This window comes from Bacteroidota bacterium, from assembly GCA_016715425.1.
In the GTDB taxonomy this organism is placed as follows: domain Bacteria; phylum Bacteroidota; class Bacteroidia; order Chitinophagales; family BACL12; genus JADKAC01.
Map to the genome: position 1 here is coordinate 474,288 of JADKAC010000008.1, position 18,152 is coordinate 492,439.

Sequence of the window (18,152 nt, forward strand, 5' to 3'; positions counted from 1 at the left end):
CCTACTAATTATAGTAGGTATGTAGAAACTTCCTTTTAGGCCAGGTTAAATGGAGATGATAAATTTAAAATGCATAATAGCTATAAAAAAAATGTGTAGTAGAAATAGATTTTATTTCTACTACACCATTATTTTTTTCAAACTATTTTTTAATAAAGTAATATTCTATACTGTTCCTGTTTTTTTTCGTGCAAGAAAAAATAATACTGAGCCGATAAGTATAAGCCCAACGCCAACCCAACCAGGAATACCAAATCCAGCTTCCTGTTTTTTCATTTCAAACTTAAAAATAGTTTTGCCCAATGCATCCTTATCTATTTTAATATTGCTGGATTCTTTTGGAAAGCGAATGAAATTTGATTGTTGCACTTGTCCACCAAATTCTAATGGGCTGGTTACATACATATATTCCTTTTCATTTAATTCTGTAAGGTCAATGTTTTTATCATCCGTTTCCAAAATCCAGTTGCCTCTTTTATCTACTTTACAAACGCCGTAAGCCTTTACTTTTAAAGTCCAACTGCGTTCCATTTCATCTTTTTCCAAAGTGAAATCATCTAAGAAAAATGCAGGCATGTCTCTTTCCATTTCTCTTTTAAATACTGCCGGGTTATTGCCATAAGTGGCTAACCATCCCTGCCAGGAAGATGCATCCATTGTCATTGAAACCGTGATGCTAGCACTGCCTTGGGCATCCAGATCCATTTCTATTTTTTGCTTCATTACTTGTTGTCCAAACAAAAGCGTAGTGGAACAAAGTAAAATACAAACTATTGTGAGTTTCATAATTTCTTTATTTTATTGATTGATAAATAGCATCAATTGTTGATGACATTTGATTATACACATTTTGATTACAGCCAATAGCAACTATCCGGTAACCATTGCTGGTAGTTGTGCCTTTTGCTTTCCAGGTAAAAGTGCCGTAGTCTGAATAGGTTTGACCTGAAGCGGTGTTGCCATTAAAATTATAGCGCATTGTGCTTCCCCAATAACTGAAATATTGCTCAATAACAGCCAGGCCATCCTGCATATTGGAGGCAGGTAAATCGTAAATGCCAATGTTTGAACTCTGGTCTGGAGCAACGGCCGTTCCCGTAAAAATTGGCATGTCCGGATTTGGTCTGTTTACATATTGCCAGCCTGAAGGAATCATTGCAGAAAGCGGTCCTGGTGTACGCTGCTGAGATGATGTTTGGTTATTATTATTATCCGTTTGCTGGTTGTTTCCACCGCCGCCGCCATCATTACCTCCACCATCATTACCGCCGTTATTGTTTCCACCACCACCTCCGCCACCACCTTGTGTATTTTTGGCAGGTGCTTGATTGAGATTTGCATTCATTACACCAAAATTCATTGCGAGCTGATCTACTTTTTCCCGTAGGAATTGATCGTCTTTTAAAGACATCGGAACAGCGCCTTGCTGATTGAGTGCATGAATATCTACTATCGTATATCTTGGATCGCCTGTTGATGCTTTTTGAAAAAACTCTTGTAGTTCTTTCATGCCTGTATTAAATGCAGATTCTACATCGGCAATTTGACCAATACCTTCACCACCAATACCCGTTGCTTCAATTGCATAGTATTCGCCATTCATTTTGAAACCGGGATATGCATGGCCGGGTATTAAGAAAATAAGCGGATCTATACCTGCATGGGATAAAATACTTGCGTAAAGGATACTGAGTTCAAGACATAAACCGGTATTGCCTGTAATCACTTCTCTCGGCAATCGGTTTTGTTGTGAAAAAGATTGTACATCATCGAGTGAACTGGGGACGCCTTTTGTACCGCTGTAAACCATGTGTGTCATCAGTGTAGCCTGATAAATACCGGCGAGAAAACGCACGGCTTCTTTTGATTGTTTGGTAACCGATGCTGTTTCTCCTTTTAATACTTTTTCCTGAAGTATTTGGGTGTAATAAGAAACAATGGGATCGTTGGGAGTAACATAACAAGCCAGTAAATCATCATTGCTAAATACATCTCCCCAACCTAAAATTTCTTCGGCAGGTACATTGGTAAATACATATTTATTTCTGTCAGTAATTTTAAAAGCAAATTCTTCTTCAATTATATCATCATCAGAAGCTCCTTTCCAGTCAATTTCTATTTCTGCTTTTTCCGTTGTTTCATTTGTTTTTGTGGTGATGTCGTCATTGAATTTAGGATAGCAAACCACTACAGCAGATTGATCGGGAAACATTTCGCCTATCACACCTAATTCGGTCCATTCAATATATCCGGGAACACGGTATCTCACCATCACATCTTCCATTTTTACGTTGGAAACATTAGTAATCTTCACTTTAAATAAATAGTATTTACCATTTAATGCATCCGGATTGGAATATACATTATGTGCGGCGGGCATTATAAAACTTGTTTTTACAATATCTACATCTAAATCACCTCTGCCACCACCAAGTGAAATGGGAAAGAAAAGTGCGGAGGCAACTAGAAAAAGCCCGGCAACAATAAGTACAACAGGTAATAGTTTCTTCATAGTGTGTTTAATTTTTAATCATTTTTGAATTTTAAATTATTCAAATTTCAATTTGTCCAAAAATAATTGAACAGTTAATGTAACCCAAGTAAGAATACCTACTTAATCTAGTAGGTTTTTGAAATTGAGAATTGACTTTGTAAATTGACTATTGACTTTAAAATTGACAATTGACAGTTGACAATGAAAAAAAACATCACCAATTTATAAATTATGATGTCTGTGAAATCTTTGCAAACATTTAAATCGGTGATTCAGACAATGCTCTTCTTTTCGATTACACAATTACACAGTTCTACAATTCTACGATTCTACAATTCTACAAAACAGCCATTGCCATTTAAAATTGACAATTGACAGTTGACAATGAAAAAAAACATCACCAATTTACAAATTATGATGTCTGTGAAATCGTTGCAAACATTTAAATCGGTGATCCAGACAATGCTCTTCTTTTCGATTACACAATTACACAGTTCTACAATTCTACGATTCTACAATTCTACAAAACAGCCATTGCCCTTAGCCTTCGCCATCGCTTTTTTTCGATTACACAATTACACAATTACACGATTACACAATTACACGATTACACGATTACACAGTTACACAGTTCTACAATTCTACGATTCTACAATTCTACAAAACAGCCATTGCCCTTAGCCTTCGCCATCGCTTTTTTTCGATTACACAGTTCTCCAGTTCTCCAGTTCTACGATTCTACAATTCTACAATTCTACTGTTCTCCAAACTGCAATTACCCTAAATTTGCAGAATGCAACATAGCGATACAGCAAAACAAGTATTAGGATTTGAATCCACACAAATACAACGAGCTATTTCGTTGTTGGATAATCAGTTTGATAATGCAGTGGAATCTATCTTGCAATGCAAAGGCAAAGTGGTGGTATGTGGAATTGGCAAGTCCGGAAGTATTGCACAAAAAGTTACGGCTACTTTATGCAGCACCGGAACAGAAGCAGTTTTTTTACATGCGGCAGAAGCTATTCATGGTGACCTCGGAATTTATCATCGTGAGGATGTGGTAATTTTTTTTACGAAAAGTGGAACATCATCAGAGATGTTGCAACTGATTCCATTTTTTAAAGAACGCAATTCAAAGATAATTTCAATAATCGGCAATATTGATTCACCTGTTGCAAAGCAATCGGACTTTGTAATTAATGCATCGGTGGAAAGAGAAGCAGATACTTTGAATCTTGCACCAACAGCTTCATCTACAGTTGCACTCGCATTAGGTGATGCAATGGCAGTTGCGCTGATGCATGCAAAAGGATTTGGTGAAACAGATTTTGCACGACTGCATCCGGGTGGTCAGTTGGGTAAAAATTTATTATTGAAAGTTGCAGATATAATGCATGCCACAGATAAAATTGCAATTGTAAATACAACAACTAATTTTCGTGAATTGATAATTGCAATGACGAAACATAATTTAGGTGCAGCATGTGTAATTGATGATGATGAAAATTTTGTAGGATTAATTACGGATGGAGATGTGCGCAGAATTTTAATTGATACAACGGATATTAATTCTATTCCGATGCAAAAAATTATGACTGCAAATCCTGTTTCTGTTGCGTCAGATGCTACATTAAAAATTGCAGTTGATTTAATGGAAAATCGCAAGTCGCAATTATCGGTTTTACCTGTTATTGATTTAGGGAAATTAAAAGGATTGATTCGTATTCACGATGTATATCAGCGATAGTATTAGTATATCGGTTTTTGAATTGACAATTGACAGTTGACAATTGACAATGAAAAACATCACTGATTATTCATTACTCATCACAGATTCCACACTTCCACTATTTAACAGTTAAACAATTCCCCGATTCTACGATTCCCCGATTCTACAATTCTACAATCATTCAAAAATTATCAGCACATGATTTTTTTCTACATTCTGTCCTTTCTGTACTTCTATACTTTTTACAATTGCATCGCCGGGTGCTTTCAAAACATTTTCCATTTTCATTGCTTCCAACACAATTAATGCATCCCCTTTCTGAATTGTTTGTCCGGCCTCTACACGAATATCTAAAACAGCTCCGGGCATTGGTGCTTTTAAATCTTTTATTTTAGCACTGCTTGCTCCATCAAAACCCATCTTCTCCAACAACAGATCTAACTTCTCTTTCACCTGGACTTCATATTCATTATTATTAATTCGAAGTATCATTGTTTTTGTAGCCGCATCAATACGAACCACTTCAACAGTATAGGATTTTCCATTATCCAAAACATGAAAAAATCTTTCTCCGGTTTTTATTATTTCAGCCGAAACTGCATTTCCATCTATTGTTCCATTTTCTATTTCAAAATGTGTGGAACCATTCACTATCACTTTTGCCATCTTAACAATTTTTAATCTTTAGGTTATGGTAATTCAGTTTCTTCAATGCATCAAATCGGTATCTTTGCCGGTCTGGTTATAAAATTCAAAACTAAAAGATTCATAATGAAATTCAGAAGTATTGCTATTCTAATTTTAATTCTCCCCATCCTTACTCAATGCGACCCAACAAAAAAGCTTTACAAAAGTGAAGCTTATCAAGGCGATATTGATACCAGCTACACAGATAATTATGATTATGGCGATGATTATAATTACGATGATGAATATGATTATAACTACGATGATTCAGATTATGCATCTGAAGGTGTAGATACAATCAGTCCATTCAGCAGTGTAGTATATCGTGCAAGTCATACACGCACTAATGATTTATTACACACCAAACTTGAAGTGAGTTTTGATTGGGCAAAAGCCTATTTATATGGTAAGGCAACACTTACTTTCAAACCCTATTTTTATGCAACATCACAATTAGTATTGGATGCAAAAGGAATGGATTTAAATTCAATAGCAATGGTAAACGCAAATGGAAATACACCTTTGCAATTTACTTATGATAGTTTGCAAATCACTATTGATTTAGGAAGAGAATTTAAAAAGGAAGAATCCTACACTATTTTAATTGAATACACATCCAAACCAAATAATTTACCTGAAGGCGGCAGTTTTGCAATTACATCTGATAAAGGATTATACTTTATAAATAATGATGGAAGCGATCCGAATAAGCCTATGCAAATTTGGACACAAGGTGAAACAGAAGCAAGCTCAGCATGGTTTCCAACAATTGATAAACCCAATGAAAGAACAACCGATGAAATTTATATTACTATAGAAGATAAATACAAAACCTTATCCAATGGTGTGATGGTTTCTTCTAAGAAAAATGCAGATGGTACCAGAACGGATTATTGGAAAATGGATAAGCCACATGCACCTTATTTATTTATGATGGCTATTGGTGAATTTGCAATTGTAAAAGATACCTGGGAAGGAATGCCGGTAGATTATTATGTGGAGCCGGAGTATGCAAAATATGCTAAAGATATATTTGGAAACACACCTGAAATGTTGTCCTTCTACAGCAAGGTATTAAACTATAAATATCCCTGGCCGAAATATTCTCAGGTGATAGTTCGTGATTATGTTTCTGGTGCAATGGAAAATACAAGTGCTACTTTACACGGCGAATTTATGCAACAAACAGATCGGGAATTATTAGATGAAAATTATGAAGATGTAATTTCTCATGAAGTATTTCACCAATGGTTTGGCGACTTAGTTACAATAGAATCATGGAGTAATATTCCGTTGAATGAAGCCTTTGCAACATACGGAGAATATTTATGGAGAGAACATAAATACGGAAGAGATTTTGCCGATGAACATTTGCAGGAAGATTTAAACAATTATATCAGTGAATCACAATCTAAAATGGTGGATATGATTCGCTTTAATTATGAAAACAAAGAGGACATGTTTGATTCTCATAGTTATGCAAAAGGGGGTGCAATTTTACACATGTTGCGCAAATATGTGGGTGATGATGCCTTCTTCGCATCACTAAATAATTACTTAACAGATAATGCCTATAACAGTGTAGAAATTCATAACCTGCGACTTGCTTTTGAAGCTGTTACCGGCGAAGATTTAAATTGGTTTTTCAATGAATGGTTTTTCAATGCCGGTCATGCGAATTTATATTACAGTCATGGCTATGATGAATATACAGGAAAAGCAAGTTTAACTGTTGACCAATTACAATCAGATCCAGCTCCTATATATACATTACCTGTGGATGTGGATGTGTACGTAAATGGAAAAGCAACTCGCCATAGAATTATTATTGACAGACCATCGCAAACATTTTATTTTAATGTGGATGCAAAACCTGATTTTATAAATTTTGATGCAGAGAATATGTTGGTTGCAGAAATAACCGGCGATTTAAGTGATGCCGAATTAGCAATGCAATATCGTATGAGTCCATTGTATTTAGACAGATATACTGCATTGCAACAACTCGCTTATCAGCAGTATTATAATACGGATGCAATTGCAGTTCTTACTGAAGCATTAAACGATCCTGCTGCTAATATTCGAGTATTTGCTTTGGATACAATTACAATTAATACTGAGACTTCGCAAGCATTAAAAGATAAGATTGTAATGATGGCAAAGTCTGATAAAAAAAGTATTGTGCGTTCATCCGCAATTGCACGTTTGCCGGAACTGAATCTTAACAATACAGAAGAATTAATTCGCTCTGCTTTAAATGATAGTGCATACAGTGTGGTTGGGTCTGCATTGATGCAATTGTTTGTGTTAAATCCTGAAAGCGGATTGGCAGAAGCAAGAAATTTCAGCAATGAAAAAAACTTGAATATTCAGTTTGTGGTATGGCAAATTATTTCTGAAAAGGGCGAGGCAAAAGACAGTCATATATTTGAATCTTCAGTGGAAACATTTCCGGGTTGGGAAAGATATTATATCATGACTTATTACAGTGATTATTTAGAAAGAATGGATGATCTGGAAGTGATAAAGAAAGGTGCTGATTTTTATGCAAGTATTTCACTTGATGAATCTGCAGGTTGGCTTGCATTTTTTTCAACCAGTTATCTATCCGGTATCAGTGGTTTTTATAGTGAAAATATGGATGCACAGGATGAAACTACACAAACTGTATGGACAGAAGCCATCGCTTATATTGATGGATTATTAACTAAGATTAATGATAGTTCTGAGTATTAAATAAAAATTATTTTTTGATAAAAAGGGAGTGATTTGCTCCCTTTTTTTTTTACTCCAAACACTCTCTTTGTTTTTCTCAGTTATGCTAAGTGTAATTTTTTTTAACCACATAGGCACATAGAAAAAAAGTAAAAAAATTGATTTAACCTATGTGTCTATGTGGTTACGTTCTTTATTTTATTCTCCGTGCATCTCCGTGTCTTCCTCCATGACCTCCGTGTAATTTTTTTTTCAGGATATCTCAATATTTTAATGAAAGACTATGTGGTTAATTTTTTCCCCAAAAAACATTTTCATTTATTGAAACAATCCCTGATATACTTCTTCCATTTTTCCGAGAGCCCGCACTTCTATATTAAATTTCTTTACTTGCAAACTACGCATGTTATGTTTGGAAATAACAATCGTTTCCATACCGAGTTTTTCTGCTTCCATTATCCGTTGTTCAATGCGATTTACTGCACGCAATTCTCCACTCAATCCTACCTCCGCAGCAAAACAATATTGTTGTGGAATAGCAACATCTTCAAACGATGAAATCAGCGAACATGCTATTGCTAAATCCATTGCAGGATCATCCACTCTGAATCCTCCAGCGATATTTAAAAACACATCTTTATTTCCGAATTGCAATCCACCTCTTTTTTCTAATACGGCCAGCAACATGTGTAATCTGCGCAAATCAAATCCTGTTACAGTCCGTTGCGGATTACCATACACAGCGGGTGTAACCAATGCCTGAACTTCAATTAAAATTGTCCGCAATCCCTCCATCGTTGCACCAATTGCAACACCACTCATCGGTTCATCTTTTTGCGTAATTAATAATTCACTCGGATTGCTTACTTGCTTTAATCCATCACCTTCCATTTTATAAATACCTATTTCACTGGCAGGACCGAAACGATTTTTTATGGTACGCAAAATACGATGCGTGTAATGATGATCGCCTTCAAATTGCAACACGGTATCTACCATGTGTTCTAAAATTTTTGGCCCGGCTATATATCCTTCTTTATTGATATGCCCGATAATAAAAACAGGCGTGTTACTTTCTTTTGCATAGCGTTGTAACTGTGCAGCACATTCTTTTATCTGCGAAATACTTCCCGCAGTTGCATCCACAAAATCACTGCTTAATGTTTGAATGGAATCCACTATCAGTAATTCCGGTTTCAATTGTTTTATCTGTTTAAATAAAACCGATAATGAAATTTCTGTGCTGATATATAAATCCGGATTGTTGCCATCAATTCTATCGGCACGCATTTTAATTTGTTGTTCACTTTCTTCGCCGCTTACATACAATACTTTTATTCCTGACAACACTAATGCAAGTTGTAATAGCAAAGTGGATTTTCCTATTCCGGGTTCGCCACCAATTAAAACTATAGAACCCGGCACAACTCCACCACCCAACACTCTGTTCAATTCATTATCGCTTGTAATAATTCTATCGCCTTCTATTGCACTTATACTTTCTAATAATTGCGGTGAATTCCCTTTCTTTTTTGGTTCTTCTTTCCATTCTTCTTTTTCTTCCCCACGCACTAATACTTCTTCCACAAATGTGTTCCATTCGTTACAACTCGAACATTTACCCATCCACTTTGGAGATTCAAATCCGCAGTTCTGACAAAAGAAGGCTGTTTTCGTTTTTCCTGTTTTCAACAATTTTGACTTTTATCTTTACTGCGAAATAACTAAATTCAAATCCAATAACATTATAAGATGAGCAATACCGAAAAATTTATTCAGGAGATTACAGCAGGTTACACATTTAAAGGAGACTTCATAACATTGGGAACTGCTATGTTGGATGGCGCTGCAATTCCACAAACTTTAATAAATATTCCATTGGCAACAATTAACCGACATGGTTTGGTAGCGGGTGCAACAGGTTCCGGAAAAACAAAAACGTTACAGGTGTTATGCGAGCAATTGAGTGATAAAGGAGTTAGTGTGCTGATTATGGATATTAAAGGTGATGTAAGTGGAATTGCACAACCGGGAGTTTCTAATCCGAAGATCTCTGAGCGTATGCAAAAAATTGGAAAAGAATGGAATCCCACTGCATATCCTGTTGAGTTGATGAGTATTTCAAATGAACACGGTGTAATGTTGCGTGCAACTGTAAGTGAATTTGGTCCGGTATTATTTTCTAAAATTTTAGAATTAAATGATACGCAGCAAGGCGCTGTTTCTTTAGTATTTAAATATTGTGATGATAATCATTATCCCTTATTGGATTTAAAAGATTTTCGTAAAACATTACACTATCTCACCAACGATGGTAAAAATGAAATTGCAGAAGAGTATGGCAAAATAGGTGTTTCCACTGCCGGAACAATTCTGCGCAAAGTAGTTGAAATAGAAGAGCAAGGTGCTGCAACATTTTTTGGTGAACGCTCTTTCGATGTGAATGATTTGGTCCGCACAAATGATAAAGGACAAGGTTATATCAATATTTTGCGCTTAACGGATATTCAAAGCAAACCAAAAATGTTTTCTACGTTCATGTTGAGTTTGCTTGCGGAAGTATATTCTACTTTTCCTGAACTTGGTGATAAAGCTGCACCTAAATTGGTAATTGTAATTGATGAAGCACATTTAATTTTTAAAGAAGCATCCCGTGCATTGTTAAGTCAGATTGAAACTATTATTAAATTGATTCGCTCAAAAGGAGTGGGAATTTTTTTCTGTACTCAACTGCCTACAGATGTACCGCCGGAAGTGCTTAGTCAGTTAGGATTAAAAGTGCAACATGCGTTGCGAGCGTTTACTGCAAATGATCGCAAGGCAATTAAACTCACTTCAGAAAATTATCCAATAACTGAATATTATAAAACGGATGAACTACTTACTAATCTCGGTATCGGTGAAGCAATTATTTCTGCATTAAATGAAAAGGGAATTCCAACACCATTAGCACATACATTATTAGTAGCACCACAATCACGAATGGATGTATTATCCGAAACTGAAATTCAAACACTCAATAACTCTTCAATGTTAATCCGCAAATACAATGAAGAGATTGACAGGGAAAGTGCTTATGAAATTTTAAATGATAAAATAAATCGCAGTCAGCAATTGGCAAAAGAAGATACAGAACGAGAAGAACAGAGAAAAGAAAACGACAGAAAAGAACCTGCTCCGCATAAAGGTGGAAGACGAAATCAAAAATCTGCAGTAGAACGAGTAGTTACCAGTTCTGCTTTTAATACAGTTTTGCGTGGAGTATTTAATATGTTAGTGAAGAAGAAACGTTGATAATAAAAAAAGATGTTGAATATTTTTGTAGAACTTTGAATCGAATTTTATAACTATGAATAAGCAAATATTTTTTACGGCGGCAATCGCAGCAATTTTAATTTCTTGTGTTCCCGCAAGGCAATATCAGGATACACTCACTGCAAAAGATAAAGCAGAAACAGAAGTGAAATCATTAAATACCAGAATTGATGATCTGGATGCAGAGGTTAAAAGTTTAAAGGATTATGTAAAAGAACAATCCGACACTATCCGCAGAAGAACGAATGATCTGGAGGATTTACAAAATCGTTATGATAATATGGTGCGCACTAACAGTCAATTGCGTGAAACGGAAGATTTATTAAATAATCGTATCAATCAGTTGCTTGCGATTTCGGCATCAGAAAATGTGAAATTGAGTGAAGATATTACTGCGAAAGAAAAATTATTAAGTGATAAGGAAATGGCGTTGCAGCAAAAGGAATTTCAATTAGAAGCCGAGAGAAGAAGTATTGATTCTTTGCAAGCAAGTATTGTTACAAAAGAAAATCGTATTCAAGAATTGGAAACTGCTATTAATTCATTAAATGAAAAACTTTCCAGCGTAATGGGTTCGTTAGAAAAAGCATTAGCTGGTTTTAATTCAAGTGATTTAACGATTGAACAAAGAGGTGGCAGAATTTATATTAATATCTCTGAGAAATTATTATTTGCCTCCGGAAGTACAACCATTGATGCAAATGGTAAGAAGGCATTAAAGCAAGTGGCTGATGCATTGCGTGAACAAAAAGATGTGCGCATTATGGTGGAAGGACATACCGATAATGTGCCTTTGAAGAGTGCAAATTATCCGAAAGACAACTGGGATTTGAGTGTGTTGCGTGCTACTACAATTGTAAAAATTCTTACAACTGAATATGGTGTGGATGCAAAAATGTTGCAAGCAGCCGGCTCCGGTGAATTTCAACCTGTAGCCTCTAATAGTGATGCATCGGGGCGTTCATTAAATCGCAGAACAGAAATAGTTATCATGCCTGATCTAACTGTCATTGCAGATATATTGAATAAAATGGCCGACCAATAATTTAGCTATATGTCGCCAATGCGAAAGGCTCGTAATGAGATGTCGTTTATTGAACATCTGGAAGATTTGCGCTGGCATATTATCCGCATTTTATTGGTGATAATATTCTTTGCTATTTTCTTCTTGCTCTATCCGCAATACATTTTTGACTATGTAATTCTTGCACCAAAAAATCCGGATTTTCCGACGTATAGATTATTCTGTTATCTCGGCAATTATTTACATATTGATGGATTGTGTTTCACCGAATTTGATTACGAATTATTTTATCTGAATTTATCCTCACCATTTTTATTATATATCCGCATTGCAATTATGGGCGGAGCAATACTTGCATTTCCATATATCCTTTGGGAAATATGGCGATTTGTAAAACCGGCTTTGTATGAAAATGAAATGAAAAATCTGGGTGGAATAATTTTTATTGCTACGCTGCTTTTTTATATCGGTGCTTTCTTCGGATATTTTTTATTGGCACCATTCTCAATAAATTTTCTCGCAAATTTTCAATTAAGTGAGTCTATTCAAAATCAATTTACTTTCGATTCTTATCTCGGCATATTAACAGGTATGGTGTTGTGGACAGGAGTAATTTTTGAAATACCGATGATTGCATATTTCCTTGCAAAAATCGGATTGCTTACAAGAGAATTTATGGCAGCGCAACGCAAATTTGCTTTTGTATTTTCTTTGGTATTAGCAGCTATCATTACACCATCGGGTGATGCATTCAGTTTGTTTTTAGTAGCCACTCCATTATGGGTACTTTATGAGGTAAGTATTATTGTAGTAATGCGGGTAGAAAAAAATAATCGCAAACGGGAAGCGGCTGAATAATATAATTCTACAATGTTTTTTTCACCACATAGTTACATAGGATTTTTTTTCAGTGTCTAATAATTTTACCTTTGCTATATGAATACAAAAACAATAGCTATTGGTTGCGACCATGCAGGATATCAAGTGCGTGAAACGCTTATTCCATTCCTAAAAGATTTGGGATATGAAGTAAAAGATTTCGGAACATATTCCGAAGAGTCGGTGGACTATCCTGATTTTGTACATCCTGTTGCAAATAGTATTGAAAGCGGGGAATCGAAATTAGGAATTCTTATTTGTGGTAGCGCAAATGGTGTTGCTATCACTGCAAATAAACATAAAGATATTCGTGCTGCAATTGTTTGGCAGAATGAACTCTCTTCTTTGGCAAGATCACATAATAATGCAAATGTGATTTGTTTGCCTGCACGATTTATTTCTTTAGATGATGCTATGCAGTTTACCAAAACATTTTTAACCACAGATTTTGAAGGTGGTCGCCATCAGAATCGTGTAAATAAAATGACTAAGGGCTGTTATTAATTTGTGATTATGAAAAAATTATTATTTCTGATTTGCGGTTTTTACATCGCATTATTTTCTGTATCTGCGCAAGAACGTTTAGCGGATCCACGGCTGCAATTTGCAAACACAATTACTGCTGCTGAATTAAAAACACATCTCAGCATAATTGCCTCCGACGAATATGAAGGAAGAGGTACTGCCACAAAAGGACAACAAATGGCAGCGGAATATATCAGCAATTATTATAAGAGCATTGGAATTCCACCTTTGCCCGGAACAGATTCTTACTATCAAAAATTTGAACTTATGGAAATTGGTTTGGGTGATATGCAATTGAATATTGGAAAAGAAAAATATCAATTCATTCGTGATTTTTATGCATTTCCAAATTCAAGTAATAGTGCAGATATACAATCCACTGAAATTATATTTCTTGGTTACGGCATTGACGATAGCGCTTATAGTGATTATAAGAATATAGATGTTGCGGGGAAAGTAATTGTGGTGTTGCAAGGTGAACCAAAGCAAAATGAAAAATCATTAATTACAGGTTCGGATGAATTATCTGAATGGAGTACGGAATGGGATAAGAAGATTGAAACTGCCACACAACATCAGGTGAAATGTATATTTATTATTGATGAAGAAATTGAACGAGTAGCAAGCAGTAAATACTTTGTAAATTATTTGACATCTTCTTCATTGAAATTAAAAAAAGATTATACACCGTCTCCGTTTTGTGCGTATGCTTTTATTGCACCTCATGTTGGCGATGAATTACTCGACGGAAAAAAATTGAGTAAAGCAAAAACAGAAATGCAAAATACATTGACAACTGTTTCTTATACAACAAAGAATAAATTGCATTTTATAGTGGAGAAGAATGTGAATGTAACAGAAACAGAAAATGTGTTGGGATATATTGAAGGTGGTGAATTAAAAGAGGAGTTGGTAATTGTATCTGCGCACTACGATCATTTAGGAATTGAAGACGGAGTTGTATATAATGGAGCAGATGATGATGGTTCGGGAACGGTAGGATTATTAGAAATGGCGAATGCAATTATGCAGGCAAAAAATGCGGGGTATCCTTTAAAACGCAGTGTATTGTTTTTATCTTTTACCGGAGAAGAACTCGGATTATATGGTTCAGAATATTACACCGATAATCCGGTGTTTCCATTAGCAAATACAGTAGCGAATTTAAATATTGATATGATAGGCAGAGTGGATGATGCACACATTGCGGACACCAATTATATCTATATCATCGGTTCTGATTTTTTAAGTAAAGAATTGCATGAAATAAATGCGTACAATGCAAAAACATATACTAATCTGAATCTGGATTATACATACAACACCACCGATGATCCGAATAAATATTATTACCGCAGCGATCATTACAACTTTGCAAAAAATAATATTCCCATTATATTTTTCTTTAATGGCACACATGCTGATTATCATAAACCTACCGATGATATAGAAAATATTCACTTCCCATTGCTTGAAGAACGAGTGCTATTAGTTTATCACGATCTGTGGTCTATTGCCAATATGGAAAGAAGAATAAAGGTGGATGTGAAGGAATGATTTTTTTGAATCCGCAGAGTTCCCTGCGGGTAACTTGTGGGAACATAAAAAATATAGAGGGTTTCGGATGGTAGGGATCTTAATCGATAGAACAAAAATTATTTTGCATAATCGTTGTATTTTAAAAAATTACTATCTACCTTTCATTAAAATACCCTGATATGAAAAAGTTAATCTACCCTTGTTTATTGGCTTTCGTATTTTCATTTTCTCAAAATGTTTACGCACAAAGCCCCCCCCCCTCAACAGTTTGAATGCCCAGTTAAGAGCCTTATTTGTTGATCTTGATAAACCTACACCTTCACTAAAATTTCTGTATGACATGTCTGCCAAAATAAGTGATAGTGTTTTTTATGCGACAAATAATACTGCGGATACATTAAGTGCAGATATGTGGCATTCCATCTATAGTGAAATGTTTCATGCAGCTTATGATACTACAACTTATACAATTCCCGACACGGTATTTATGCATGCCCATGGTTATTATTCCGATACTATACCTATGGGTGTAATGCGTTACTCTTATTATAAATTTAAAGATGAAGCACTTCACACGGGTACCTACTTCGACTTTGATACAATTAATACGATTCTTACCGAGCATTATCCTTCAGGTTCATGGCCATATTTAAGCAATGCGCTTTTTGTTGCTGCACCATTAATTGGTTCCTCCGATTATACGAATCCTGTATTTCGCATTGATCCACAATTTATTTTTTTAGATGCGGCTTATTATGCTTTTTTAATACAAAATAACTGGACATTAAAAATAGATTTTGGCGATGGTTTAGGTTGGATAAATTTCAATATAAATACAATCACCAATCATCAAGTAATATATGCTGATGGAGGAAAAAAATTAATTAAAGCAGCCATCTTTAATGTTGTTGGCACACTGGTAGATTTTTCTCAATCTCGTTTGCTTATATTAGGTGATGACCCGTTAATACCACCTGATGAAACATGGACATTTATACCAGGAATGACAGTAGGAGTTTATGAAGGATATAATCATATTGAAAATTCAGGTAGGCTCATTATTTATTTAGAAGGGTTTGATATTGGAGATATATTTCCATTTTCCAATCGCACTGCGGCAGATATATACAGCAAGCAAATTGCGCCCGATCCTATTATTCAATTACAAAATGATGGTTATAATTTTTTGGTAGTTGATTGGAAACGCAGTGGCATTGATATACGGTTTAATGCCTTATACCTTCTCAATTTTCTTGAATATTTAAAAGGTATAAGTACAGACGATGAGCAGTTTGTTATTGTGGGCAGAAGTATAGGAGGAGTTATTGCCAGATACACCCCCACTTTTATGGAGCATCAACAATATCAAAGTGAAAATTATGATGCTTTTTTTCAAGATGAATATGATGAAAATAATATAGTATATCTTCTATTACATCCTTATTTAGATGACCTGCCTACAACTGTTAACCATAAAGAAAAAATGCATAATACCCGTTTATTAATTACTGATGATTCTCCCCATCAGGGTGCAATACTTCCTTTATCAATACAGCATGCTTATAATGGATTCTTTGCATTAATTTCTCATTATATTGGACCTTTTCTAACCATTTCTGCAACTATCTTCAATTTCGGTATTAATGCTCAGGCAGCGCAACAGACATTTATTTATCATGTGGATACAAAAAGCGGATCCACTTATACGGCTCGTTCCGAAAAGAATAAATTTTTCACACAACTTAACAGTTTGGGGAATTATCCCAAGTACGCAAAAGTGGTTGCCATGAGCAATGGTTCGCTTGCCGGTGAGCCTCAAACTAATATTTATACAGGTGATGATAGAGTAGCTGGAGATAGGCTTGTTGATTTCAGTACGGAACTTTTTGCCAGAGCACTCTGGATTAAAGTGCCACTTTTTGGAGCTGATTTAGAATGTAATACAGACTTTGATGGATACGGACATATCTATGCTGCAAATGCGGGTAGATATACAATAGCGCTTAAGCTTTATTGGTTTGGCGTTAAAATAGAAACCGGATACAATTCTCTTTTTGATGTTGATGAATATGCTACAACAAAACCATATAGTATAAATGCAGGAGGTTATTTCCCTCCGGATTTAAAGTTAGTGGGAACCCATGAATTTGATAACCCGAATCAACTTTCACAGTGGTGGCTCTTTAATGTTGCATCATGGCATACGTCTAATGATGGAGATGGCTGTTTTACAATAGATTCACATATTGGGTGGGAGGGGTTTGCAAGTGTAAATTTTGATTTATCTGTCTGCTCTGACGGCTCCTATTTCTGCCATGTACCTTTGCAGAGTGCACTTGATTATGGTACATTGGGTACTACTTACCCGCTTAACCTCAATATTGAAACGCTAAGTGTCAATACAAATCTGAATAGGGTGAAGGCGGATGTAATTATTGGGATTCCGAGTGGATATCCTTCTCTTTATCCAAATAATGCTCATTCTTATTTTAGGAATGATTACATCTATAATATTACACAGACGGCAGCTCCGAATGATCCTTTTACCTATTATACTTGCATAGGAGTAGATGATTCGGTTAAGCGAGGATTTATTAATTTAGAAATAGGCGATGAAGAACTCTATTTAGAAAATAACATTCTACCATGGACAGGTAAATACCAAACAGAATTTAATATACGAGTGAACAAGAGAAATCCGCATTATGAATATGTGGGATATATAAATCCAAATCCTGATATAAGAGTTTTAGGAGTTTATTCAAAAAAAGCAGCATTCATTATTCAAAGTCCGGGACATGCTATATTTCAATATGATAAAACCGGAACTCCTGTTATTCCTGCATTCCAATATGGTTCGCCTCTAAGTTCAGATACCACACGAGTAAATGAACCATTGTATATCTGCTGCACGAATTATAAAACTCCAATTGAACGATTAGCTGATTTGGAAAATGAATTCACATTTACAGAAGAGTTTAAAAATATTCTTCTCGCTTTTCCAAATCCTAATAATGGTAAGGAATTAATTCTTAATTATACGCTACATAGTAAGGGGGAGGTAATAATTAATGTATTAAATACATTAGGAAAAATTGTTTATTATAAAAAAGAATTTGCTCTGGAAGATTTAAATCAATCCATTCTAAATCTTTCATTTTTACCACAAGGTATGTATGTAATAAATATAAGTAATAACTATAAACAAGCAAATACTCAAATATTAATAATTAAATAGCCAC

Annotated in this window: 12 protein-coding genes; 8 read left to right on the forward strand and 4 right to left on the reverse strand. The window is 35.1% G+C overall.

Going from position 1 to position 18,152, the window contains the following annotated elements; genetic code table 11:
- Nucleotides 1–165 precede the first annotated feature (165 nt).
- Together IPN31_16080 and IPN31_16085 are read right to left on the reverse strand one after the other, a co-directional pair.
- Nucleotides 166–786, reverse strand: coding sequence for a hypothetical protein (locus IPN31_16080; GenBank protein MBK8683394.1), 621 nt, complete (start codon nt 784–786; stop codon nt 166–168).
- 7 nt (nt 787–793) lie between these two features.
- Nucleotides 794–2,512 (reverse strand): hypothetical protein, encoded by a 1,719-nt coding sequence (locus IPN31_16085; GenBank protein MBK8683395.1) that lies wholly within the window; start codon nt 2,510–2,512, stop codon nt 794–796.
- A gap of 775 nt (nt 2,513–3,287) precedes the next feature.
- Here IPN31_16085 and IPN31_16090 point away from each other — a divergent pair.
- On the forward strand, nt 3,288–4,244 hold the full coding sequence (locus IPN31_16090; GenBank protein MBK8683396.1) for a KpsF/GutQ family sugar-phosphate isomerase: 957 nt from the start codon (nt 3,288–3,290) through the stop codon (nt 4,242–4,244).
- Nucleotides 4,245–4,403: 159 nt separating this feature from the next.
- On the opposite strand, the gene IPN31_16095 is transcribed toward IPN31_16090, so the two are convergent.
- Nucleotides 4,404–4,892 carry an acetyl-CoA carboxylase biotin carboxyl carrier protein subunit gene (locus IPN31_16095; protein ID MBK8683397.1) on the reverse strand — a complete coding sequence of 163 codons (489 nt, stop codon included), beginning with the start codon at nt 4,890–4,892 and terminating at the stop codon, nt 4,404–4,406.
- 105 nt (nt 4,893–4,997) lie between these two features.
- Here IPN31_16095 and IPN31_16100 point away from each other — a divergent pair, with 105 nt between their 5' ends.
- Entirely contained in the window at nt 4,998–7,649 is a 2,652-nt protein-coding gene (locus IPN31_16100; GenBank protein ID MBK8683398.1) for a M1 family metallopeptidase, read from the forward strand.
- 297 nt (nt 7,650–7,946) lie between these two features.
- On the opposite strand, the gene radA is transcribed toward IPN31_16100, so the two are convergent.
- The gene (gene radA, locus IPN31_16105) at nt 7,947–9,320 is read right to left on the reverse strand and encodes a DNA repair protein RadA (protein MBK8683399.1); all 1,374 of its coding nucleotides are present in this window, start codon (nt 9,318–9,320) and stop codon (nt 7,947–7,949) included.
- Nucleotides 9,321–9,380: 60 nt separating this feature from the next.
- On the opposite strand from radA, the gene IPN31_16110 reads away from it, so the two are divergent.
- From IPN31_16110 to IPN31_16135, 6 genes are all read left to right on the forward strand, one after another.
- Complete coding sequence (locus tag IPN31_16110) at nt 9,381–10,922, forward strand: DUF853 family protein (protein ID MBK8683400.1); 1,542 nt, start codon at nt 9,381–9,383, stop codon at nt 10,920–10,922.
- Nucleotides 10,923–10,977: 55 nt separating this feature from the next.
- A complete protein-coding gene (locus IPN31_16115; GenBank protein MBK8683401.1) occupies nt 10,978–11,988 on the forward strand; it encodes an OmpA family protein in 1,011 nt (336 codons plus the stop codon).
- A gap of 18 nt (nt 11,989–12,006) precedes the next feature.
- Nucleotides 12,007–12,825, forward strand: coding sequence for a twin-arginine translocase subunit TatC (gene tatC / locus IPN31_16120; protein MBK8683402.1), 819 nt, complete (start codon nt 12,007–12,009; stop codon nt 12,823–12,825).
- Between the two features lie 78 nt (nt 12,826–12,903).
- Nucleotides 12,904–13,350, forward strand: coding sequence for a ribose 5-phosphate isomerase B (gene rpiB / locus IPN31_16125; protein ID MBK8683403.1), 447 nt, complete (start codon nt 12,904–12,906; stop codon nt 13,348–13,350).
- A gap of 9 nt (nt 13,351–13,359) precedes the next feature.
- Nucleotides 13,360–14,928, forward strand: coding sequence for a M28 family peptidase (locus IPN31_16130; GenBank protein MBK8683404.1), 1,569 nt, complete (start codon nt 13,360–13,362; stop codon nt 14,926–14,928).
- 322 nt (nt 14,929–15,250) lie between these two features.
- A complete protein-coding gene (locus IPN31_16135; GenBank protein ID MBK8683405.1) occupies nt 15,251–18,148 on the forward strand; it encodes a T9SS type A sorting domain-containing protein in 2,898 nt (965 codons plus the stop codon).
- Nucleotides 18,149–18,152 lie beyond the last annotated feature (4 nt).